At 47.8% G+C, this 23,700-nt stretch carries 20 protein-coding genes; 15 read left to right on the top strand and 5 right to left on the bottom strand.

The window, feature by feature from the left end; genetic code table 11:
• Positions 1-13: 13 nt before the first annotated feature.
• Genes OI18_RS00440 through OI18_RS00425 form a run of 4 tightly spaced genes read left to right on the top strand, consistent with a single transcriptional unit; the run spans position 14 to position 8,426 of the window.
• Complete coding sequence (locus tag OI18_RS00440; protein WP_039136063.1) at positions 14-1,285, top strand: sugar isomerase; 1,272 nt, start codon at positions 14-16, stop codon at positions 1,283-1,285.
• Positions 1,285-2,640, top strand: a complete 1,356-nt coding sequence (locus OI18_RS00435) for an FGGY-family carbohydrate kinase (protein ID WP_039136060.1) — start codon at positions 1,285-1,287, stop codon at positions 2,638-2,640. The genes OI18_RS00440 and OI18_RS00435 overlap by 1 nt, the downstream gene beginning before the upstream one ends.
• A 57-nt stretch (positions 2,641-2,697) precedes the next feature.
• Entirely contained in the window at positions 2,698-6,057 is a 3,360-nt protein-coding gene (locus OI18_RS00430; protein WP_039136058.1) for a ThuA domain-containing protein, read from the top strand.
• Positions 6,058-6,068: 11 nt separating this feature from the next.
• The gene (locus OI18_RS00425) at positions 6,069-8,426 is read left to right on the top strand and encodes a TonB-dependent receptor (RefSeq protein ID WP_152616684.1); all 2,358 of its coding nucleotides are present in this window, start codon (positions 6,069-6,071) and stop codon (positions 8,424-8,426) included.
• 79 nt (positions 8,427-8,505) lie between these two features.
• Here the strand turns inward: OI18_RS00425 and OI18_RS00420 are convergent, their stop codons facing one another.
• Complete coding sequence (locus OI18_RS00420; RefSeq protein WP_039136055.1) at positions 8,506-8,865, bottom strand: cupin domain-containing protein; 360 nt, start codon at positions 8,863-8,865, stop codon at positions 8,506-8,508.
• A 92-nt stretch (positions 8,866-8,957) separates the two neighbouring features.
• Between OI18_RS00420 and OI18_RS00415 the strand changes: the two genes are divergently transcribed.
• A complete protein-coding gene (locus tag OI18_RS00415; protein ID WP_039136053.1) occupies positions 8,958-9,443 on the top strand; it encodes a DUF1203 domain-containing protein in 486 nt (161 codons plus the stop codon).
• A 23-nt stretch (positions 9,444-9,466) separates the two neighbouring features.
• On the opposite strand, the gene OI18_RS00410 is transcribed toward OI18_RS00415, so the two are convergent.
• Entirely contained in the window at positions 9,467-10,084 is a 618-nt protein-coding gene (locus OI18_RS00410) for a hypothetical protein (protein ID WP_039136051.1), read from the bottom strand.
• 98 nt (positions 10,085-10,182) lie between these two features.
• Between OI18_RS00410 and OI18_RS00405 the strand changes: the two genes are divergently transcribed.
• The 5 genes from OI18_RS00405 to OI18_RS00385 all read left to right on the top strand — a co-directional run bounded on the left by OI18_RS00405 (position 10,183) and on the right by OI18_RS00385 (position 15,435).
• On the top strand, positions 10,183-11,037 hold the full coding sequence (locus OI18_RS00405; protein ID WP_039136049.1) for a pirin family protein: 855 nt from the start codon (positions 10,183-10,185) through the stop codon (positions 11,035-11,037).
• Positions 11,038-11,053: 16 nt separating this feature from the next.
• Complete coding sequence (locus tag OI18_RS00400) at positions 11,054-11,347, top strand: GNAT family N-acetyltransferase (protein ID WP_039136048.1); 294 nt, start codon at positions 11,054-11,056, stop codon at positions 11,345-11,347.
• A 36-nt stretch (positions 11,348-11,383) separates the two neighbouring features.
• Positions 11,384-12,319, top strand: a complete 936-nt coding sequence (locus OI18_RS00395) for a hypothetical protein (protein ID WP_039136046.1) — start codon at positions 11,384-11,386, stop codon at positions 12,317-12,319.
• A gap of 31 nt (positions 12,320-12,350) precedes the next feature.
• The gene (locus tag OI18_RS00390) at positions 12,351-13,763 is read left to right on the top strand and encodes an RtcB family protein (protein WP_039136044.1); all 1,413 of its coding nucleotides are present in this window, start codon (positions 12,351-12,353) and stop codon (positions 13,761-13,763) included.
• Between the two features lie 100 nt (positions 13,764-13,863).
• Positions 13,864-15,435 carry a membrane dipeptidase gene (locus OI18_RS00385; protein WP_039136042.1) on the top strand — a complete coding sequence of 524 codons (1,572 nt, stop codon included), beginning with the start codon at positions 13,864-13,866 and terminating at the stop codon, positions 15,433-15,435.
• Here OI18_RS00385 and OI18_RS00380 read toward each other — a convergent pair.
• Entirely contained in the window at positions 15,395-16,405 is a 1,011-nt protein-coding gene (locus OI18_RS00380) for a hypothetical protein (protein WP_152616683.1), read from the bottom strand. The two genes, OI18_RS00385 and OI18_RS00380, sit on opposite strands and share 41 nt — an antisense overlap.
• Positions 16,406-16,454: 49 nt before the next feature.
• Here OI18_RS00380 and OI18_RS00375 point away from each other — a divergent pair, with 49 nt between their 5' ends.
• From OI18_RS00375 to OI18_RS00360, 3 genes are read left to right on the top strand one after another with little or no spacing between them, the layout of a single operon-like run.
• On the top strand, positions 16,455-17,858 hold the full coding sequence (locus tag OI18_RS00375; RefSeq protein ID WP_052272732.1) for a patatin-like phospholipase family protein: 1,404 nt from the start codon (positions 16,455-16,457) through the stop codon (positions 17,856-17,858).
• 10 nt (positions 17,859-17,868) lie between these two features.
• Positions 17,869-18,915, top strand: coding sequence for a toll/interleukin-1 receptor domain-containing protein (locus tag OI18_RS00365; RefSeq protein WP_039136038.1), 1,047 nt, complete (start codon positions 17,869-17,871; stop codon positions 18,913-18,915).
• 16 nt (positions 18,916-18,931) lie between these two features.
• The gene (locus OI18_RS00360; protein WP_039136036.1) at positions 18,932-19,327 is read left to right on the top strand and encodes a VOC family protein; all 396 of its coding nucleotides are present in this window, start codon (positions 18,932-18,934) and stop codon (positions 19,325-19,327) included.
• Here the strand turns inward: OI18_RS00360 and OI18_RS00355 are convergent, their stop codons facing one another.
• Both OI18_RS00355 and OI18_RS00350 read right to left on the bottom strand, forming a co-directional pair.
• Positions 19,328-19,765 carry an SRPBCC family protein gene (locus OI18_RS00355; RefSeq protein WP_039136034.1) on the bottom strand — a complete coding sequence of 146 codons (438 nt, stop codon included), beginning with the start codon at positions 19,763-19,765 and terminating at the stop codon, positions 19,328-19,330. It abuts the gene before it with no gap.
• Positions 19,762-20,082 carry an ArsR/SmtB family transcription factor gene (locus tag OI18_RS00350; RefSeq protein ID WP_039136579.1) on the bottom strand — a complete coding sequence of 107 codons (321 nt, stop codon included), beginning with the start codon at positions 20,080-20,082 and terminating at the stop codon, positions 19,762-19,764. Before OI18_RS00350 ends, OI18_RS00355 begins: the two co-directional genes overlap by 4 nt.
• A gap of 203 nt (positions 20,083-20,285) precedes the next feature.
• Between OI18_RS00350 and OI18_RS00345 the strand changes: the two genes are divergently transcribed.
• Together OI18_RS00345 and OI18_RS23505 are read left to right on the top strand one after the other, a co-directional pair.
• Positions 20,286-21,197 (top strand): VOC family protein, encoded by a 912-nt coding sequence (locus OI18_RS00345; protein ID WP_039136031.1) that lies wholly within the window; start codon positions 20,286-20,288, stop codon positions 21,195-21,197.
• 38 nt (positions 21,198-21,235) lie between these two features.
• Positions 21,236-23,605, top strand: coding sequence for a ChbG/HpnK family deacetylase (locus tag OI18_RS23505; protein ID WP_052272731.1), 2,370 nt, complete (start codon positions 21,236-21,238; stop codon positions 23,603-23,605).
• The last annotated feature ends 95 nt before the right edge of the window (positions 23,606-23,700 follow it).

Genomic DNA, 23,700 nt, shown 5'->3' with positions numbered 1-23,700 from the left:
ATAAATTTATCCTATGATTTTATCTGGAAGTATCCAGGCTCATAACGATAGCCTGCTTAAAGATCACGTAAGACGGTTTGATTTTCTCAGGGAAAATATTCCGGCTGCGGAAGATATCGTCAGCAAATTAATTGCGTTCCAGGTTGCTATTCCCAGCTGGGCTCTGGGTACCGGGGGTACACGATTCGGAAGGTTTTCTGGACCTGGTGAACCCGGCACGCTTGAAGAAAAGATCCTTGATGTGGCATTGCTTCACCAGCTCAATCGCAGTAGCGGCGCAATCTCACTGCACATTCCGTGGGATATTCCCGACCACCCGGATTCAATCAGGTCACTTGCCGATAAATATGGGATCCGCTTCGACGCAGTGAACTCAAATACCTTCCAGGACCAGCCCGGGCAGGCACAGAGTTATAAATTCGGCTCGCTGCAGCACGTAGACAAGGCCGTAAGGAAACAGGCCATTGAACATAATATTGAAGTCATCAGGCATGGGGTAGCCCTGGGTTCAAACACGCTTACCGTGTGGCTTGCAGACGGTTCATGCTTCCCCGGGCAGCTGAATTTCAGGCGCGCATTTCTGAACACACTTGAAAGCCTGCAGGAGATTTATGCGGCACTACCTGCTGACTGGAAAATGTTGGTGGAGTATAAAGCGTACGAACCGAACTTTTATTCAACAACAGTAGGCGACTGGGGCCAGTCGCACCTGCTCGCTTCCAAACTTGGCAACAAAGCCTACACCCTTGTCGACCTGGGCCATCACCATCCCAACACGAATATCGAGCAGATTGTCTCATTGCTGCTTATGGAAGGTAAGCTCGGTGGCTTTCATTTCAATGACAGCAAGTATGGCGATGACGACCTTACTGTCGGTTCGATAAAACCTTACCAGCTCTTTCTCATCTTCAATGAGCTAGTTGAGGGAATGGACGCAAGAAAAATGGATCATGCACTTGAGCTGGCATGGATGATCGATGCCAGCCATAATGTAAAAGATCCACTCGAAGACCTGCTGCAGTCTGTGGAAGCAATTCTTCTCGCTTATGCACAGGCACTGCTGGTTGACAGGCAATCCCTTTACCATGCCCAGCAGGAAAATGACGTTGTAAAAGCCCAGGAGATCTTACAGGACGCTTTTCGCACCGACTGCAGACCACTACTTGCTGAAGCGCGGCTCCGCTCTGGTGGCGCATTGCATCCGCTTGGGATCTTCCGTGACATGCAGCTTCGCCGCACACTTACCGAACAAAGAGGCATCCACACAGTAGCGACCGGATTATAATGAATAAACCCGATGTCATAGCGGTCATCGATTCCGGGAAGACCAATAAAAAGGTGCTTCTCTTCGATGCAGAATATAAGGTGCTGAATGAAGAAACGGTAACATTTCCTGAGACGAACGACGAAGACGGATTTCCCTGTGAAGACATCCGCCTGTTAAAAAAATATATTTCGGAAACAATAAGCCAGCTATCACGGAACAATGATGTCAACTGGAAGGCTATAAATTTTTCCGCATATGGTGCAAGCCTGGTGCACATCGATGAAAATGGCCGGGAACTTACACCGCTCTATAATTATCTTAAACCCTGCCCGCCGCATTTACAGGAGGAACTGCTGAGAATCTATGGCGGTTCAGACAAGTTTTGTACGGAAGTCTCATCTCCGATGTTGGGAAGCCTGAACTCGGCACTTCAGCTGTTGAGATTAAAAAGAGAGCAACCCGGGATATTTGACCGGATTCATTTTAGCCTTCATCTGCCCCAATACCTGTCATGGCTTGTTAACAACCAGCCTGTTTCCGATCTGACCAGCATCGGCTGCCACACTTTGTTATGGGATTTTAGTAAAAAGGCATACCACCGATGGGTAAGCGATGAAGGCATTTCATCAAAGCTTGCACCCTTGGCTGACAGCAGCAGGACATTTCCTGTTACCCTGAACGGTAAAACAATTCAATGCGGGATCGGGTTGCATGATAGCTCAGCGGCGCTGATACCCTACCTGGTGCTGGATCCTGCACGGTTTATCCTGGTTTCAACAGGAACATGGAACATCACCCTTAATCCATTTAATAGTGATCCGCTTACTGCAGCTGAGATTGAATCCGGCTGCCTTTATTATCTGAGTTATTCCGGCAATCCCGTAAAAGCTGCCCGGCTATTTGCTGGTCGCCTTCACGACAAATTTTGCGATCGCATCGCTGCTCATTTCAACCTGAAAAAGGGCTTTTACAAAAATATCAGCTTCGATCCGCACTTGCTTTCAGATTGTAATGCCATTCCTGGCGAAATCCCGGATCCTGAAACTTTCAATCCAGCTATATTTAATTCTGTTGAGGAAGCATACCATTTCCTGGTGTCTGTACTGGTAGAACAGCAACTCGGCTGCATAAGGCTGGTTCAGAATGACAATTCCATTAATCGCATTTATGTTGATGGCGGGTTCAGCAGGAATGAAATTTTCATGCGCCTGCTTGCGGAGCGCCTGCCAGCTTACAAAATTTTCGCTGCAGAAGTTCCCCAGGCTACTGCTCTCGGTGCAGCCCTGTCCATTCACGATAGCTGGAATCCGCTCCCGATTCTGAATAACCTGGTAAAGCTCACTTTTTTCCCTCACCGGCAATTTGAAAAATAGGCGGCTGGTGACATCTTCTGGCCTAACTTTAAAAGCTTAAAAATCACCATCATCATCATGAACAGGATTGCTTTGAGCATTTTGACTTTCTGTTGCGTGTATGTATTGGCAGCGTGTAACCAACGCTCCGGTCCGTCGCGCATACTGGTCTTCACGAAAACTGCCGGTTTTCATCACGAATCCATCCCGGCTGGAATTGAAGCTATTCGCAAACTGGGACAGGAAAACCAGTTTACAGTAGACACCACCACAGACGCAGCGTTATTTAACGAAGACAGTCTTCGATTATATAACGCCGTTGTATTCCTCCAAACAACCGGCGATGTGCTTAACAATTTCCAGGAGGCTGATTTTGAAAGATATATCCAGGCTGGCGGCGGCTATGTAGGCGTTCATGCTGCTACGGATACAGAATACGACTGGGGCTGGTATGGTCGACTGGTCGGTGGTTATTTCGCAAGCCACCCGGCTCAGCAGGAGGCCGAACTCCAGGTAATCGACAGCACGCACATTTCTACCAGTCACCTGCCCCGTACCTGGAAGCGTAAGGATGAATGGTATAATTTCAAAAAGCTCAATCCTGGTGTTAAGTTGCTGATGAAGCTTAACGAAAAAAGTTATACTGGTGGTACCAATGGCGACAACCACCCCGTTGCCTGGTACCACGAATACGACGGTGGCCGGGCCTGGTATACCGCCCTGGGGCATACAAACGAATCTTTTTCAGACCCGCTTTACCTGAATCACCTTCTGGGAGGTATCCGTTATGCGATCGGCGACCGGAAAGAGCTCGACTATAAGAAAGCTCACACCCTCCGGGTACCCGAGAATGATCGCTTTAAAAAAACTCAGCTGGTGCTCGGCGAACTGTTCGAACCTACCGAGATGACCATTCTTCCCAACTTCGATGTTCTGATTGCGCAACGGCGTGGTGAATTGATGCTGTACAAATCTGCAACGAAAAAGACCAGCCAGGTTGGATCGTTGAATGTATACTGGAAAACAGACGCTCCGGGAGTGAATTCTGAAGAAGGGCTGCTCGGCCTCCAGGCAGATCCGGATTTCGGGAAGAACAATTTCATTTACCTGTTTTACAGCCCGGTCAGCGCCCCTGTGGACAGGCTTTCACGTTTTGTTTTCAAAGATGATTCACTTCATCTTGCTTCCGAAAAAGTGATTCTCGATGTTCCGGTTCAACGTGATATCTGTTGTCATACCGGTGGATCTATCGCTTTTGGGAAAGACAGGACCTTATTTGTGTCAACAGGCGATAACTCGACCCCATTCAATGAGCCGGAAGGAAAATATAACCTTTATGGATATTCGCCCCTTGATGACCGGCCCGGACTCCAGCAATATGATGCCCGCCGCGGCGCCGGTAACTCAAACGACCTGCGCGGAAAGATCCTGCGTATCAGGATTAATGAGGATGGCACTTATTCCATTCCTGATGGCAACTTGTTTGCAAAAAACGAAAGCAAAGCCAAACCGGAAATTTATGTGATGGGAAACAGGAATCCATATCGTATTTCCGTAGATAAAAAGAACGATTTCCTGTACTGGGGCGAAGTTGGCCCGGATTCCAATATTGATAGTCTTGGAATTCGCGGTCCGATGGGTTATGATGAAGTGAACCAGGCACGGACTGCAGGCAATTTTGGCTGGCCTTATTTTGTTGGAAACAATTACCCGTATGTCTCTTATGACTATACAACTGGAAAGTCGGGTAAACCCTTTGATGCAAAACAACCAGTTAACGAGTCGCGTAATAATACAGGCCTCCAGCAACTGCCCCCGGCCCAACCCGCATTCATCTGGTATCCCTATGGCCCTTCATCTGATTTTCCCCAGGTAGGTACAGGTGGAAGAACAGCTATGGCTGGCCCTGTTTTTTACACCGACCTCTATTCCACCAAAGAACGCCTTGCAGAATACTATGATAAGAAATTGTTCGTGTATGAATGGATCCGTGGATGGATTATGGCCGTTACAATGAAGGAAAACGGTGATTTCGATAAAATGGAGCCTTTCGTACCCCATCTTAAATTCAATGCTCCTGTTGATATGGAGATGGGCCCGGATGGACGGATATATGTCCTGGAATATGGCAGTGGCTGGTTTTCCAAAAACGCCGATGCCGGCCTTGCCCGGATCGATTACAATGCCGGCAACCGCGAACCAGCTATAAGCGATGTATCGGTTACCCCCGCCACCGGCAATCTTCCTCTCACTATAAAAGCCACAGTCACTGTTAAGGATCCTGAAAAGGATGCCCTGACCTACCGCTGGCATATCAATAATGTCGTGAAGGAGACAAAAACGCCGGAACTGGAATATACAATAAATGACATTGGCAGCTTTAAAGTGTATGCAGAAGTTGTGGATGCAGGTGGTGCCGCTGCAAGCAGCACACCAATCGAAGTATACGCCGGTAATGCAGCTCCTGAAGTTGACATACAAGTGAAAGGCAACCGGAGTTTTTATTTCCCAGGAAGGCCGGTACAGTATGAAGTGAAAGTGACCGATCCGGGTAATGCCGCGGTTGTTGATCCAGCTGATCTTTTTGTTTCTGCAAGTTTCCTGGAGAGTGCTGACCGCGCACAACTTGGTCACCAGATCCTGTCCGAGCCGCTGCAAGGCAAAAACCTGATCTCTTCATCCGATTGTATGGCCTGCCATAAAGTAAACGAAAAGTCTGTGGGACCAGCATTTACAGCTGTGGCAGACCGTTATGCAAAGGATAAGACCGCACCTGCTTACCTGGCTGAAAAGATCATGAAAGGCGGAAGTGGAGTATGGGGCGAAGTAGCGATGGCAGCACACCCTGATATGAAAGAGCAGGATGCCAAAATGATAGTTCAATATATCCTGTCGCTTGGCAAGGATGCGAAGAAGAACACACTCCCTCCAACAGGATCGGTGCCTGTACCTGCAGGAACTAACCCGCAGCAAACGCTGGTTTTGTCCGCCTCCTATACAGATAAGGGCAATCAGAAAATCCGCCCGCTTACGGGGAATGGGTCAGTTCAGTTGCTGAACAGCCGGATGCGCCCGAACCAGTTCTCTACAATGAAAGGTTTCAGCAAAGGTTCTGAAGAGGGCCGTAACTGGCTGCAGCTGGATGATCAGACGGGCTGGTTCGCTGTTGACAGCGTTGACCTGACCAATATCCGCGCACTCCAGGTGCAATGGCAGCAGGGGAGCGGGAAACTGACGACCGTTGAGCTTCGACTCGATGCACCGGATGGCCGGGTAATCGCAGCAACAAAAGCCGGCGGATCTGACGTATCTGTTATTCCCGTTACGCCTGTGAACGACGGCCGCCTGCATACGCTCTATATTGTGGTGCAGCGCACCACTGCTGAAACAGGTAAAACCCCTTCTTTAACCTCAATCGAATACCTGCCTGCACTGTGAAAACCCGGAAAATGAAAGCTTTATTGTTAATGATCTTGTCCCTGTATTGCGGAAGCCTGGTCGCACAGACCGGGCGTTCCATCCAGGGTCGTGTACTCAATGAAAAATCCGAACCCGTAGAAGCTGCCAGCGTACATGTATTGAACGGCAGCGATTTTGTAATTACCGACAGTAGTGGAAACTTTCGTCTCCCGGCTATCAGCAACAGGCAACTACGGCTCCAGGTCACTGCAACAGGATATGCTGCCACAATCGTGGAAGTGAACCCGAAAGAAAATGGGCTGAATATTGTCATCCCGGTAAGCGGCAAACGGTTGGATGAAGTAGTCGTGGTCGCGCAGAAAAAAGAGGAAGTCCTGCAAACAGTTCCGGCAGGCATTTCTCACCTGTCTGCCAGGGATGTCCAGGATTTCAGGTTGTGGGACAACCGGGATCTTACAGCGATTTCACCCGCTTTGTATTCCGCTAATCCCGGTGACAACCGCAATGTCATCAGCATCCGGGGTATAACGTCAACGTCCTATGATCCTGCCGTTGCTACGTATATCGATGGAGTAAACCAGTTCGGTCTGGACACTTACATTTCTCCCTTGTATGATATAGAAAGGATTGAAGTCCTGCGTGGACCGCAGGGTACTCTTTTCGGGCGCAATGCAATGGGTGGAGTGATAAATATTGTAACCAGAAAACCTGCTGATAACGCGACCGGTTTTGTAGAAGCCTCGGCTGGCCAGCGAAACAGGCAATGGCGGCTGAGTGCCGGTTATAAAGCTCCGATAATCAAACAGAAGCTTTATTTTGGTATTGCAGGACTGGTTCACGATCAGCGGGGCTTTTACACCAATGATTTCAATGGCAAGCCTTATGATAAGCAGATCATGGCCTCTGGTAACTATTACCTGCTGTATAAGCCCGCACATAACTGGCAGTTGAATCTTAATTTCAAACACCTGAATGCAAACAACAAGGGCGCATTTCCACTAGTGATCGGCAAAGATGAAGCATTGTCAAATCCCTTTCACCTGAACCAGAATGCAACTACAACTATGCAGGACAATACCCTGAACGCATCGTTGTCTGTCATGCACCAGGCAGAAAAATTTCGATTCAGCAGTCAGACTGCCTTTCAACAGAACAAACGGATCTATCAACAACCTATTGATGCTGACTTTTCGCCGCTTGATGCTATCTCTATCATCAATGATTATGGAGATGAATGGAACAGGACCCGTGTCCTAACGGAAGAACTGCGACTTACTTCACCTGAAGGAACAGGATCACGCGTGCAATGGAATACCGGTCTTTACCTGTATTACCAGAAGTCACCTGTTCGTCAGTCAACACGCTTTGGCCAGGATGCGAACCTGATAGGCATAGGTGATTCCCTCTTCACAACTACCAATATCAGTATTACCCATAATACAGGTGCTGCATTGTACGGCGAATTAACGTACAATCTGCATCCGAAGTGGGACCTGAGAGGAGGATTGCGTGCCGAAACCAATCGCCAGCAAAAGGAAGTAAGCGGGTTGTACATGAAAGACGGCATGACCGAACCAATAGTAACACTTCCGGATACTTCAGCCCATACCAGCTACACCGCACTTTCACCGCGCGCCTCAATAGGATATAAGTCGAATGAATCAAATTATCTCTACTTCAGCTACAGCAGGGGGTTCCGGACAGGTGGACTAACTGAACTCAGTTCAGATCCTTCCCAGCCTCCATTATTTCCTTACGATCCGGAATATGGCAACAACCTGGAACTGGGATGGAAGTCGGACTGGTGGCAGAAGAAATTGCAGGTAAACCTGGCAGCATTTTATTCTATAGTGAATGATGCACAGGTGCCTACACTTCAGTTGCCTGATGCAATCACTGTAATAAAAAATACCGGAAAACTGCGTTCACGTGGAATGGAAGCGGAAATTACAGCAGTGCCTTTCAGCCGACTGCAGTTCCAGTACAATTTTGCGTATACTGATTCGCGTTACCAGGATTATAAAACAACATCCCAGGGTTCGGAAACTGACCTGTCCGGGAACAGGCAGGTCTTTACTCCGGCTACAACTTCACTGCTTGCAGTTCAGTATATGCCGGTATTGTCGCGCAAACACTCAATTTCTGGCCTTCTGCGCGCGGAATGGTATTGGTTGGGTACAACCTACTTCGATCTCGCAAACAGAATCCGTCAGCCGGCCTATCACCTTGTACATATTCGCGGGGGAGTAACCTGGAAACAAATGGAAGCAGCCTTATGGGTGCGGAATCTTTTCGATACCCGCTACATTTCTTATGCGTACGATTTTGGCGGTATTCACCTTGGAGATCCATCCAACGCGGGAATTACCTGGCGTATGCGCTTCTGATGAAACCATTTCACTTATTGAATAACTTCCGGGCCAGCTGAGATCCCTCCAGCTGGCCCACTTTATTTTTAGCCCATTGCTAAATCAGATCCAGGTTCTTTTTTGTCAGGTCGTTTTCTATATTACCGGTGTTCAGTGTTGATGCAGGTTCAAACAACATAACCCACACTTCCTCATCAGCAACCGGCCTGTGCTCCACACCACGCGGAACAACTATCAGTTCGTTTTCATTCACAATTTCCGTTCTGTCCCTGAACTCCATGTTAAAACGACCTTTTACCACAAAAAACAATTCATCCTCATTCTCATGGTGATGCCACACGAATGGGCCCTTGAACTTCACCAGCTTTACATGCTGGCTATTCAATTCACAAGCGATCCGGGGATCCCAATAAGCATCGATGCGGTCGAACTTTTCAGCAAGATTTATTTTCTCCATAATGCTTTTTTAATAAGGAATGAAACTCCGCAAGTAACGGGTTTTTTATGCGACTGCGGAGAGTGAATTTTGGCATAACAAAACATAAAGTTATGACCAGATTCAGAATTGTTCCGCTTTCAGCTGAATACGCAGAAAAGATCCGCGAAACACGGATAGATGATTTTGGCCACGAAGTAGTTGAACAAATTGCAACAGGCAGTGGTCCCTGCAGGGTCTCACTAAAACCATTCGTGAAAGGAAAAGATCGACGGCTTTTACTCAGCCACAGCCCATTTGCAGTAGACAATGCATTCAACCAGCCCGGACCGATTTTTATCAGTAGTGAAAGTGTTGAGCCGTATAGAGATATTCACCGCTTCCCACCGGAAATTAAGGCCAACAAGACAAGTTTTCCCTTATCACTGATCGGTTATAATCCCGACCAGCAGATGCTCCTCACGGAACTCGTCGGTGACCGTGATGTGGATGAACTTATCAGTGAAATTTTTGAAAATAATGCAGATGTGGAATACCTGCATGCAAGAAATGCAAAAGCATGCTGTTATATCTGCCGGATCGACCGTGTAACAGGTTGATCCTTCTTTATTCACTTATTGACTTATTGAATTACCCCCGGTCCAGCACCCGGTACCATCAGCTTGCCAATTCCCTGTCCCTGGTTTGCCAGCGCGTTCCGGTACAGTTTAATATCAATTCCGGGAAATAGCTGTATCCGGTTTGCAGGAAGAATGGCGACATTTCCTTCCTTAACATTCCCCGCTGTCGGAATGAAAACGACATAACTGCCATCTGCCAGTTCATCCATTATGAAACAGGGCTGTGCCGTACCGTCATTTACAATGCTCGCGGCACTTTTATAAGGAAGCATCTCCTCCTGCACATTCAGTTTTGACATGGCAAGTTCGCGGTATACTTTGTAAGGTGGAAGGTGTTCCGCCAGCTTACGGTCGAGCCAGTTATACATCCTCCGGAACAAAGTAAGTCGAACCAGGTATCCACATACCAATAGCATTATGAGGATCAAAACACTGCTGGCGATGGTATGCCCGGGTAGACCTAACAGGGTTTTGACCCCGAAAAGACTGGCCAGCTTAGTAGATACTCCTGTCAGCAATTGGTAAGCTTTACCCAATAATACAATCAGGATAAGCAGTGGTAATAGAAACACAACCCCGGCAAGGATCGTGTCTTTCAGTTCCTTGAAGAGCCTTTTCATGACAGTCGGTTTTACACAAGAAATTTAGGATTCTTAATCCAGATTATTGGGAACCGTTCAGCCTCCCGGTTAGTTTTGTAATTATAAAATATCCAGGCATGAAAAAAGCCATCATGCATATCCTTGAGGGCCGGGAAAAACTGATAGGCAAAGACGAAACCGTACTTCAGCCCTTGCCACACAAGGATTTCCGTTTTGCCAATCCTTTCATTGTTTTGCATCATATGCGCCCGCAAAAGATAGAAGCCGGTTCATCCATGCGCCTCCATCCGCACCCTCATCGTGGATTTGCGCCGGTTACATTCATGCTGCAGGGTGAAGGTTATCATAAAGACAATGCTGGACATGATGAAATCATCCGCGAAGGAGATGTTCAATGGATGTTTGCTGGCAGGGGGATCCTTCACAGTGAAGGTCCGACCAAAGAAATGCTCGCTACAGGAGGGGTCCAGGAGCTGATTCAACTGTGGATAAACGTGCCAGCGGCCCATAAATGGGACGAACCTTCCTACCAGTCAGCAGAGAAGCACCAACTGCCCCAGGTGATACAACAGGATGGGGTGTCAATGCGATTGGCCAGTGGAACTTATGATGGTTATACCGGTCCCATGAAGACTTTCACCGACATCATATCCATTGCGGGCGAAATAAAGAAAGGTGCGCGTGTGCAATTCAACGCAACCCCAGGTTATTGGACACTACTCTATGTGGCAAAGGGAAAACTCTGTATCGACCAGGAGCAGGTTGACCAATACAACCTCGTAGTTTTTGAAAAGAACAACAATGAGATCATTTTTTCAGCGGAAGAAGACTCCATAATTTTGTTTCTGTCGGCAGAGCCCATCAATGAACCGGTTGCCGCTAAAGATAATTTCGTCATGAACACCCAGGAGGAAGTTGAGCAGGCTATAATCGATTATAGTAACGGCGTCTTTGGTACACTCGAATATTAACCACTAATACTGGAATATGAAAGAAGAATATGTTTCATTGCCTTTAATAAGGAACGATGACGAGCACCGATTCGAAATGAAAGTCGACGGCATGTTGGCCCTAATAGAATTCAGGCAGTCAAAAGACAGGGTGACCCTGATTCATACTGAGGTGGAGCCCGCGTTGGAAGGGAAAGGTGCCGGGACTGCTATTATAGAAAAAACCCTTCAATACATTGAAGACAATCATTTAAAGCTGATTCCGCTTTGTCCGCTTGTTGTAGCTTATCTCAAGAGGCATCCTGAATGGAACAGGCTGAAGCCGGTATAACAAAGCAGTCATTGTAAATTGCTTCAAAATACCGGCATGCCATCATCTAAACTGCAACGGATAACGAGTCAACTGCAGAACAAGGATATTGTTGAAGCACTCTCGCAACTGCCTGGTGCTGATTTCAATACCCTGATGCTCGAAGTTTACAACCGTCGTGCCTCCGCGATTACCCCTGTACAGCTATTGCAGCAGTATAACCTTAACAGGTTTGTAAAGCCAGCATCCGTCGATAGTATTGCATTTATGGAAGCAGAACTAGCGGCACTTAAGATCTTCAGGAAAAAGCTATTCGAGCCCATTCTGTTATCTCCCCTTGCACCGTTCGGCGCATGTTCCGTACCTGGCACAGTGAACCAGGATAAAGTGATCAGCGCTGCACGCAGCACCGAAGTAATGGCTGACGCTACCAATGCCATTGCACTCCATATCGCAGCCGAAAGGCAGGCGGGTAAAATTACCGGCCTCACTTCAACCCATTATTCCACAATTCAGCGGCATGTACGTTCACAGCCACTGCCATCACCGAAATTTACCGCGCATTTTACAATTGGTTGCCTGGTATCCTCGGCACTCGATTCAGGCAATTTCAGTTTCGAATCAAGGTCGCTGGTACATCACCTTGAAACCTGGCAAATCCTGCTCTCCGAATATTTTGGCATCAACGAATTATCGTTAAGAATGATACCCCGGAATGGTTACCCCACGCCACAGGTGTTTATCTCCCATCTGCACCAGGCGTTAAACGATCAGCTGCAGGGCATCCCCATCGAAGTAAAAGAAAACGCTGAGTCAAACAATTATTACAAGGGTCTGCAGTTCAAGGTCGTGATCAATGTCGGTGGTGAGGACCTGGAAATAGCAGATGGTGGATTCGTTGACTGGACGCAGCAATTGCTGGGCAACAAAAAGGAACGATTGCTTATATCCGGATTCGGCATTGAATTGCTGTATAAGCTGTGCCGGGTATAAACTTTGTACCCATATTACAAATGCCTTTACTATGGAACAACTGGTATTATCGGGAAAGGAATTGCTGGCAATCGGGTTCACTCCGTCTCCTGCTGTTGCAAAAGCTATGGAAGCTGTACAACGCAGCTTTCCAGCAGACCAACGTAATGTCGCACTGGAACAATTAAGATCGGTCCTGTTGCAACCACTCCTTTTTACTTCCGATGCCGTCTGGTCAGATGTTGCATTGGCCCTGATAAGTCAGCAGAACGAAACAGTTCCCCTTATCCCACCTGTGCCTTACACTTCCTACGGCGAGGCATTTATAGACGAAGGGGCCCGAGGCCAGATGCAAACCGCTGTTCGCCTGCCGGTAGCTGTGGCTGGGGCGCTGATGCCTGACGCTCACCAGGGTTATGGACTGCCGATCGGTGGAGTCCTGGCAACTGACAATGCCGTGATTCCCTATGGCGTTGGAGTGGATATCGGGTGCCGGATGTGCCTGAGTATTTACGACATTCCTGAGTCACATTTCTACACCAATGAATCAAAATATAAACGCGAACTGATCGCCCATACGAAATTCGGTGCAGGATCCGGGTTCAGCGGCTCCGATCGTTCCGACCACCAGGTGCTTAGTGATGACGGTTTTAATACCACGCGGTTCGTCAGCGAACTTAAAGACAAGGCCTATACGCAGTTAGGCAGTTCCGGCGGCGGCAACCATTTCGTGGAATTCGGCATTCTGGAAATGCTTGCGCAGGAAAACGAATTGGGAATTCCAAAAGGGAAATACATAGCCCTGTTATCACATTCCGGCTCCAGGGGCCTCGGGGCAACAATCGCCAATCATTACACGAAACTTGCCAGGTCGGTATCCAGGCTTCCGAAGGAAGCAGCCCACCTGGCTTACTTTGACCTCGACAGCGAAGAAGGTCAGGAGTACTGGCGGGCAATGAACCTTGCAGGCGCCTATGCCTCTGCGTGCCATGAGATCATTCATGACAAGATCACAAAATCACTTGGCGCAGGACTGCTCGCAAGAGTGGAGAATCACCACAATTTCGCCTGGAAAGAACATCATAACGGCCGTGATGTGATCGTTCATCGCAAAGGAGCCACCCCCGCGGGTAAAGGGGAACTGGGAATCATTCCTGGATCAATGACAGCTCCCGGCTTCCTGGTACGGGGGAAAGGCAATCCTGCGTCACTGAATTCTGCATCCCATGGTGCCGGCAGGCAGATGAGCCGCACAAAAGCAAACCAGACTATCACGTCCGAGACAATGCGAAAGCAGTTGAAGGAAAGCGGGGTTACCCTTATCGGCGGAGGAACCGACGAAGCGCCGGCTGCATACAAAGACATTCACCAGGTAATGGCTGCCCAACAGGACCTGGTTGAAGTGCAGGCTAGTTTCTCGCCAAAAATGGTGCGGATGGCAGATGACGGAAGCCGCGAAGACTGAACTATTTAATATACCAAAAATCCATAGCATTTTCAAGGGGATTAAAGCGGTAAAACCACACTGCATAATGTATTAGCTTTAACTATCCAATCCTTTAGCCATGCCATTCTTTGACTTCCACTGCCATCCATCACTCAAGCAATTGCTTGCACCTCCCGGTACAACGCTCACACCCTGGGATCAGCTTTCTGTAAAACTGAATATCGGGAAACTCTTCGGCCGCGAAACGCAAATTGGCATCAATACGATTTTCAATGGAGTGATGAATTCACAAAGCAACCTGATGCAGATGCATAAGGCAAATGTGAATCTCGCGGGGGTTATCATCTATTCTATCGAGAACAGGATAGCGCAGGGGATTTTATTGAGAAAGGCTGCAAACAGCGGGAAAATCAATCTTCTTGACCCGGAAATAATGCGCCAGCTGAGCAATGGTAACAGTTACTATGAATGGACAAAGAAAACGATGGACGCATTGGTAAATAACCCCCATCCTGCAAACGCTTCAAATGGAAAACCGGCTTTTAAATTTATTAATTCCATCAATGAATATAACCCGGATGATGCAGGCACAATTCATGGACTGCTTATCCTGGAAGGCCTCCATAATTTCTGTAATGATCCTTTCAGCGCAAATGGCGAGGCGGACTTCGAAAACAATTTTGACGACTTCAGGCAGCGTTATGGAGTGAGGATCTTCGCGGTGAATATACCCCACATGCAGGATTTCCCATTTGCAAACCATGCTTTCGGAATGCAATTCATAAAAGAAGACCTGTTCTTTCCGGAACGGCGCGGACTGCCCGACTGGGGCAAGCGGATGATAAAAAAAATGTACGACAACGATATACTGATCGATATCAAGCACATGAGTTATTTCACCCGCACCCAACTCATAGCACAGCGCTCACAGCTTGGATTCGATGACAGGCCTCTCATCTGCACCCATGCAGGAGTTACAGGCCTACACAGTAATGACCGTTATCATCGCCTGCTGGAAAGACCGAAGAGAACCGATGGTGTATGGAAGATCAAACACCTTAAATCAACTGGCCTTGTTCCTGATTCCGCGTTTAATCACAGCAGCATCAATCTCTATGATGATGAAATTGTCGCGATCCTGAACTCGGGTGGACTAATCGGGATTTCACTTGACCAGCGAATCCTCGGTTTCCCGATCGAAAATATTGCATACCAGCTGAACGATCTTCCGTTTGATCACGAGTACATTGCCGACGCGGAACAGGATATTTTCTTCCGGGGCTTTAATGACCCCGGCGATATCGCTCCCTGGCTGGATATGAGCAATGTTTTGTCCGGCGATGATGCGCTTAACCAGGGTGAGATCACGATGGAAGTTCACTATTCTTATTTTCTAAACCAGTTGCTGCATATCCTGGATGTTGCGAAAAGAAACAGGCTTGACCTCAATAAAGTGTCCCGCCAGATCTGCATCGGTTCGGACTTCGATGGCCTGATTAACCCGCTGGATGTTTGTCCGGACGTAACCAGCCTCGAAGCATTCAAACGCGAAATCCGGCGCAGGTTGCAGCTAAAAAGGACGCTATGGAAAAGCCTGTCTTTCTCCAAATCAGACCTGGATATTGATGCACTTGTCGATGGCTTGTTTTTTAATAATGCTTTTGAGTTCCTGAAAAAACATTTTGTGTAAAAAAACCTGCGGCAGACCTGATCTGCACCCGGTCTTTTTCTACCTCTTCGTCACTCAGCTGACTGAAAGGGATAAACGTACTGCCTTTTATCCGGTTTAGGCCCCTGAAGGGTTGTGATGATTTCCAGGTGGCATTTGCAAATCTGCACATCAACATCATGTCTTCTTCTGAAATAGTGTTTTCATTTATGGAACGGATCAATGCAGATGGCAACTGTTGTTTCGTCTTCGCAAGGAACGTGATTCCACATTCGAGCGCGAATGCGCCTGGAAGATTAGTAGCAACCTTCTCTTCGTATTTGCTTCTTTCTATAATGCCTGTTTCTGTTTTCAGTATTGCCGGATCGATGTATTCTGCCATCTTATGCATATAGGTGGAATCCTGCATAAGGTGCCTGATCTTTTTTGTCTGCATCTGGCAGCTTCCGCCGGCAACATCTTCAAGGTCCGCAATCATTTTTTTCGCAACGAGCCTGAGTTGAACTTCATAATTCGGCTGAACCTTCACTATACTTTTCAGACTCATAAATGGCTGCCCGGTCCTCCACGTCGCATCTGCAAAGCATCTCAGTAATAATTTTGATGTAGTGTCGATCCTCCATGCTTCAACCTGCTGGAGTATAGTCAGAGGCGTGGTTCCCCGCTTCCTTCTCGTCATTGCACTAATTCCGCACTCCAGGGCGTAAAACGATGAAAGCGTTGCCGCTATTCGCTCATCGCGAAGACTTTTCAAAATGACCTGGCTGCTGTCTTCCGCGGAAATAAAAGACGGTACCGCCTGGCCCAGCGCATCGTAGTATGCCGCTTCCTGTGCCCTTGCAACACCGGTCATGAAGTCGCGGTCCAAAAGCGCCTGCTTCAGTTTATCCAGTTCCTCCTGTATCGCAACGGGTGATTGGCTTTCCGGTGCAGAAGAACACGCCAGGAACAGGAATAACGCTAACACAGAAACGATTAAAATCGAATGCATGTTCATCGGTTGACCGATAAAAGTATGTAATAAAAACGTAATTTGTGATATGACACTGTTACAGCGATTGCAGTCGGAAGGCCCGAAGAGAATTCTGGCGCTGGATGGCGGCGGAATCCGCGGTGCTCTTACCCTCGGCTACCTGAAAAAAATCGAGGATTCCCTTGCCTCGCAATTCGACAATGACCCCGCCTTCAGGCTCTGCGATTATTTTGACCTGATCGGCGGTACCAGCACAGGATCCATCATTGCTGCCTGCCTGTCCATTGGAATGAAAGTAGACGACATCAAAAGCATGTACCTTGACCTGGGAGGAAAGATTTTTGGCGACAAATTCAAATGGTACGAGATAACCAAACTGATCAAGGCAAAGTATGATGCTGGTCCGCTCGAAAAAGAATTGAAGGCAGTTTTCGGTGATACTACCCTCGGCAGTGATAAAATCAGGACCGGGTTATGTATTGTAACAAAGCGCGCAGATACGAATAGTGTGTGGCCCCTCATCAATCACCCGTCGGGTAAATTTTACGACAGCCAGTTCGGTCTCAATAAAAATGTTTTACTGTGGAAGGCAGTACGTGCAAGCGCTGCGGCACCGACTTATTTTTTGCCCCAGGTAATTGACGTTGGAGGAAATGCGCCGACTGCAGCGTTTGTTGATGGCGGAGTAAGCATGGCCAATAACCCCGCCCTTCAATTGCTGATGGTTGCGACCCTGAAGGGTTTTCCCTTCAGGTGGAAAATGGGTGCGGGTAATTTGCTATTGGTATCGGTCGGTACGGGAATGGGAAAGCTCACAAGCCTGCCGGAGAATGTTACCGATAATCACCTGCTTAACTGGGCAGCGGAAATTCCGGATATGCTGATGCAGGATGCCAGCTGGAACAACCAGATCATCCTGCAATGGCTGGCTAAATCACCTACTGCCTGGCAAATTGATGAAGAGATCGGTGACATGCGCGACGATCTTTTGGTAGCAGACAGTAATGGTAAAGGTCTCTTCAGCTATCTGCGTTACAACACCTGGATTGCTGCGGAGGAACTGAAGCAACTGACCGGGAAAAGTTATAGCAGTGAAGACGTCGCCAGGCTCGTCGAGATGAGCAATGCAGACAGTAGGTTTGAATTATATGACATCGGCCTGGCAGCTGCAGAAAAGCAGGTAGACCCGACGCATTTTGATACATCGTTCATGCCTTCACCAGAAGCGTCTCAGGCCGGCAATTCGATCCGGCATTTTAAACAGGGCGTAATCCCGGAATTCGAATTTCAACTTGTTACCAAAAAGCCAATTGCTGTCCGTTGCTGCCGCATGGCGGAGGCCTTTGAAGTGGAAACCCTTGAGGGACTGATGAAAGGCCGTGCCGGCGATTACCTCATGATCGGGATCAACGGTGAAATGTATCCCTGCGCGAAAGAAGTTTTTGAGCAAACATATATTGCTGAGGCGTAAATAATTTTTAATGGAATTGCTTTCACAACTTACTGTTCACAGGACCAGTGGTGGCGCAATCATCCAGCTACTCCTGGGCGACATTACCGCATTACCGGAGGAATATGCAGTCGACCTGCTGGTTGTATCCGCCTTTCCGGGCGATTATACTCCTGTTGACGGTACAATAATCGGAAGTCTTCACCGCAAGGGAATCTCAGTTGCGTCTCTTGCTGATCACAAGGAAGCAGATCTCACGGCTCAATTGGGTTGTTGGCTGTCAGCACCTGTTGACCAGGATCTGCAGTCCCGGCTTCATTTTGAAAGGATCCTCTGTTTCGAATCAGGTCACCTTAGCGCGAAGCCTGAGGAACTGGTTGGAAATATTTTCCGGTGCATCAACACCTTCGCATTCAATGAAGCTGTTTCCTCTGTAGCTCTGCCCATCGTTGCAACCGGCAACCAGCGGGGCGAGGCAGGAAATGTTTTTGCAGCATTGCTTGACACAGCAATTTTCTGGCTCGAAAATGACCTTCCCCTGAACGTTATCCGATTTTGTGTAATTGACGGGGATGATGCAGACACAGCCAAAAATATCTTCCGCGAAAAACGAAATGCATACCAAAAGAAATTAGCGGATACCCGCGACCTGGCACCAGCAGCTGCAGCGCCACCGCCTCCCGGGTACGACTACTTCATCAGTTATGCGCATGTTCATACCAGTGAGGTGGAGGAATTTGTAAAAGCAATGAAGGAGAAAAATCAGGGCCTTCGCATTTTTTATGATCGCAGCAGCATTCCGGCGGGCGGACAATGGATCCGGCTGATCTCGGATGCGATCCAGCAGGCCGAATCAGTCATCTACGTACTGTCGCCCCAATATAGTAAGTCAGACGTTTGCTGGGATGAATTCCAATGTGCAAAGCTCAAGGAATACCGTCTACGTAAACCCGTCATCAAAACGGTTTACCTGTATAGTGACAAGGAACTTCCTCCCATTATGGGCATTTACAGCTATATCGACTGTACAGAAGGCGACCTCCAGAAATTCAGGTCAGCCGCGCAACAGATCAGTTAAATCAGAAACCAGGAATATGAATGCCGATTTCAAACCTCAGGGCTACAATTCAGTGTCACCTTATTTTGTAGTAAGCGATGCAAAAAAATTCATTGAACTCATCAGCCATATTTTCAATGCCAGGCCCCTGAGGAGATATGAAAACGAAGATGGCAGCATCATGCATGCAGAATTGCAGATCGACGATTCCGTGATAATGATTGGTGAGTCCAATGACTCATATCCACCAATAACCCATCTCATCCATGTTTATGTCAGCAATGTAGATGCTGTATTCGATAGGGCGATCGCAGCAGGTTGTACCGTCGACGAACAGCCAACGGTAAAACCTGGCGATCCGGATAAGCGTGGGTCCTTTAAGGATTTTGCAGGTAATACCTGGGCAATAGGAACCCAGCTGAATACTGATTGATCAGGCCACAGCCTTTTCCAGATAGTCCTTGAGATTCTTGTTGATGATTTCGGTCCATCCCTGCCTGAAATTGCTGATATCGAAATCCGGGTTGTCACTGGGGAAGGAATCGATACCGGTATGAGTAAGGCGCAGGAGTGTCTTGTTATCTTTTTCAGACAGCTCCCAGCTTACATGCGAAATACCCCGGTAACCTTCGTATCGCCAGCTGTACACGAGCTTCTTTCCCGGCACAACCTCTGTAACCTCGCAGAGATGAACATATTGTTTTTCCGGACTGGGCCCCCCGGTAAATGTGAACCGGAAGCCAACTTCCGGCCTGAATTCCTCCAGGTCGAAATACCAGTTTTTCATTTCATTCTTGTCTGTAATGGCGTTCCATACTTTTGAAACAGGCGCATCAAACAACCTTTCCATTACAATCGGTTCATTGCTCATTTTTTTGATCTTTTTGGTTTTGACAAATGTGTTTCCAACGCGTTCAGTTTTCCTGTCCAGAATTTCCTGTACTGGTCGATCCATTCCGACACCTCGTTGAGATTCTTCAACCGGGCCTCGCAATATCTTTCCCTGCCCTGCTGCCTGATCACCACCAGTCCGCACTCCGTAAGTATCTTGATATGCCTCGAAACTGCCTGCCTGCTGATGTCAAAAGTCTCTGCTACCGCATTCAGGTTCATGGAACCACGGGAGATGACATCGATTATTTCCCTCCTTGTCGGATCAGCAATTGCCTGGAATACATCTCGTCTCATCTTGAATGTTTGTTTATTATGCAACTGAACGGTTGCAAATTAATGCAATCGATCGGTTGCGCAAAATATTTCCTTCAGTCCTTATCGGGCTAGGCGCATTCGACCCGCTAACTTGTCGTTTTAGCCCCCGCTATCAGAACAGGAGGCGGCTTATTTTTGGTTTGTCAATTAATCTTTCAATCACATCTTCAAATCCAGTAGTCATGGCAAAAATTCTGAACAGGATCACCAATTGTTTGTGGTTTGACAAAGAAGCCGAAGAAGCGGCAAAATTTTACACATCCTTATTCCCGGATTCAGGGATTGATAATACCGCCTATTATGGCAAGGAGGGTTTCGAGTTCCATGGGCAACCGGAAGGGTCCGTAATGACAGTTGAATTTCGGCTCGGCGGCCTTGGATTCCTTGGCCTGAATGGTGGCCCTGTCTTTAAAATTAATCCTTCAGTTTCATTCTTTGCTGTCTGTGATACGCTGGAAGAAACTGATAAAGTCTGGAATCAGCTCGTGAAGGGAGGCTCCGTACTCATGGCCCTGGATAAATATCCGTGGAGCGAAAAATATGGCTGGCTGCAAGACAGGTTTGGTGTATCCTGGCAGATAGCCCAGGGAAAGGTTGAAGAGGTCGGCCAGAGAATCACTCCTTCCCTGTTGTTTGTTGGCAAAGAAGGACATGCGGAAGCGGCTATGAAATTTTATACTTCCATTTTCAAAGAATCAAAAATCGAGGGGGTCATGAAATATGAAAAAGGTGAACAGGACATACCCGGAAATGTAAAGCATGCCCAGTTCCGGCTGCTTGACCAGGTGTTTATGGCAATGGATAGTTCGCATGACCATAAGTTCAATTTTAATGAAGGTGTTTCATTTTGCATCAATTGTACAACACAGGAAGAAATTGACAGGTACTGGGCAAAACTGACAGAGGGTGGCGAGCCCGTTCAGTGCGGCTGGCTTAAAGACAGGTTTGGTGTTTCATGGCAGGTTGTACCGGTACAACTCAGCGAAATGCTTAAGGATCCGGACAAGGCGAAAACCCAAAGGGTTACTAAAGCATTCATGCAAATGAAAAAATTTGATATTGAAAAGCTGGAAGAAGCTTTTGAGGGTGCATAGTTCCGGGATTTGCACTACCTTATTGGAAAATCGCTGACATGAAAATTCCGCGCATACCCGGTGCACGTAATATCGTAATATTCGTACTGTTCACATGTGTCTCTTCTACACTGCTGGCCCAGAAGCCGACTTCACTTCCGCGCAGCACTCCTGAAGCAGAAGGTGTTTCCTCACAGGGAATCATTCGCTTCCTTGACTCTGCTAAGTCCGGCAGCAATGAGCTGCATAGCTTTATGGTGCTGCGTCATGGTAAAGTGGTTGCGGAAGGCTGGTGGAATCCATACGCTCCGCAACTCAAACACACGATGTATTCGGTCAGCAAAAGTTTTACTGCAACTGCCGTTGGTTTTGCCGTAGCAGAGAAGAAACTCACTGTCGACGATAAGGTCATCTCTTTTTTTCCTGACCGGCTGCCCGATACCGTTAGTGAGAACCTGCGGGAACTTCGGATCAAAGACCTGCTCAGTATGAGTGTAGGACACGAAACAGATCCGACAGGTAAAGTGGCAGCCACAGATGATTGGATCAGGACCTTTCTCAATATCCCGGTGGTCTATAAGCCCGGTTCAAAGTTTCTTTACAATTCCGCTGCAACCTATATGTTGTCGGCCATCGTTCAGAAGGTAACAGGGAATACGGTTTTCGACTACCTGAAACCGCGACTTTTTAAGCCCCTCGGTATAACCGGGATCGACTGGGAACTCGATCCTGCCGGAATTAATGTGGGTGGTTGGGGACTGCGGTTGAAGACGGAAGACATGGCCAAATTTGGTCAGCTTTTTTTACAGAAAGGCAAGTGGGAAGGAAAACAGGTTATCCCTGCTTCGTGGATCGAGGAAGCCTCAACGCTCAAGATCGAACAGGAACCGGATGCTCCGCAGGTAAAAAAAGATTCCAGCGATTGGCTCCAGGGATATGCTTACCAGATGTGGCGAAGCAGGAACAACTCTTACCGCGCAGACGGAGCCTTCGGTCAATATATCCTGGTTCTTCCGGAACAGGATGCTGTCATCGCCATTACATCCGAAACTCCCAATATGCAGAACGAGATCAATCTCGTGTGGTCCTTGCTGCTTCCTGCATTCAGCAAGGATAAGCTTCCGGCTGATTCCCGTTCACTCAAACAGATGAAATCACAGATTGCCGATTTGAGCCTGACTCCCCGCAGGAAAAATAATCAGGGCCGTGAAAGCCAGATTTCCGGGCGAACATTCGGTGTCTTCTCTTCCGACCGCACACTGGAATCTGTTCAGTTCAATTTTAAGAATGACGTCTGTGAATTGATAATGAAAACGGACAGCGCGTCACATACACTTAAATTCGGAAGCGGTAAATGGGAACAGGGCGTAACTGGAAAATATGGCCCTTACCTGGTTACTGTTGCGCGGAACAACCGGGTTGGCCTGGCACCATTCCGGGTTGCCGGAAACTATGACTGGATAGATGACAACACGATTGAACTGCGACTGAGGTATATGGAAAGTCCACATACTGAAACTATCCGCTGCAGCTTCAACGACGATTATGCAAACCTTGTTATTACAAACAGTTTCACTAAGAAAGAGATCCGGCATAAGGCTGTCCTTACAAAAACTATTGACCAACCTGCACGACTCGTAATCCGGGGCGATGACATGGGCTTTTCACACAGCGCCAACGAAGCTCTCATTAAAACATACAAAGAAGGCATACTTACATCAATCGAAGTAATTGCGCCTTCTCCCTGGTTCCCTGAAGCGGCAAAATACCTGCAGCAAAATCCACAGATCGATGTTGGCCTCCACTTCGCTGTTTCAAGCGAATGGGATAATGTTAAATGGCGGCCGCTCAGCGATGCACCAAGCCTACGGAACAACGATGGCTATTTCTACCCGATGACCTTTCCGAATAAACATTACCCGTCACAATCAGTAGTTGAGAACGCCGCGGCGTTGAAGGATATCGAAAAGGAACTCAGGGCGCAGCTCGCACTTGCTTTGAAGTATATCCCGCGGCTCAGCCATATCTCCGGGCATATGGGATCGATATCACTTTCAGGGGAAGTAAAGGAAATGTCAAAAAGAGTTGCTGAAGAATTTAATCTTACCCTGGTAGACGGTGGACGTGAAAACGTATTCAATGCAGAATACATCTGGTTCGACAGCAGGAATATGTCGACAGACCAACGCATCGACGCCTTCATTACCAAACTTGATGAACTGAAACCTGGCCACACCTACGTTTATGTGGAGCACCCAGGAATGGATAACGATGAACTCAAAGCCATTCACCACATCGGTTATGAAAATGTCGCGCAGGACCGGCAGGCAGTAACCGACATGCTCACCAGCGAAAAACTGAAAGAAGCCATTGTTCGTCGGGGAATTCGCTTGGTCAGCTATAAAGAGCTGACGACAATGGGAAAGTGATATTCACTACCTTTTTCCTTCATTCGCTTTATTCCGCGCGTGTTCAGCAGTTTTGGCGGGCTTTTAACATAAGGGAAATTAACAAATGAACCTGC

The organism is Flavihumibacter solisilvae (genome assembly GCF_000814475.1).
In the GTDB taxonomy this organism is placed as follows: Bacteria; Bacteroidota; Bacteroidia; order Chitinophagales; family Chitinophagaceae; genus Flavihumibacter; species Flavihumibacter solisilvae.
The sequence above is the reverse complement of the archived record's forward strand: the minus strand, read 5'-3'. Positions and strand labels throughout refer to the sequence as shown.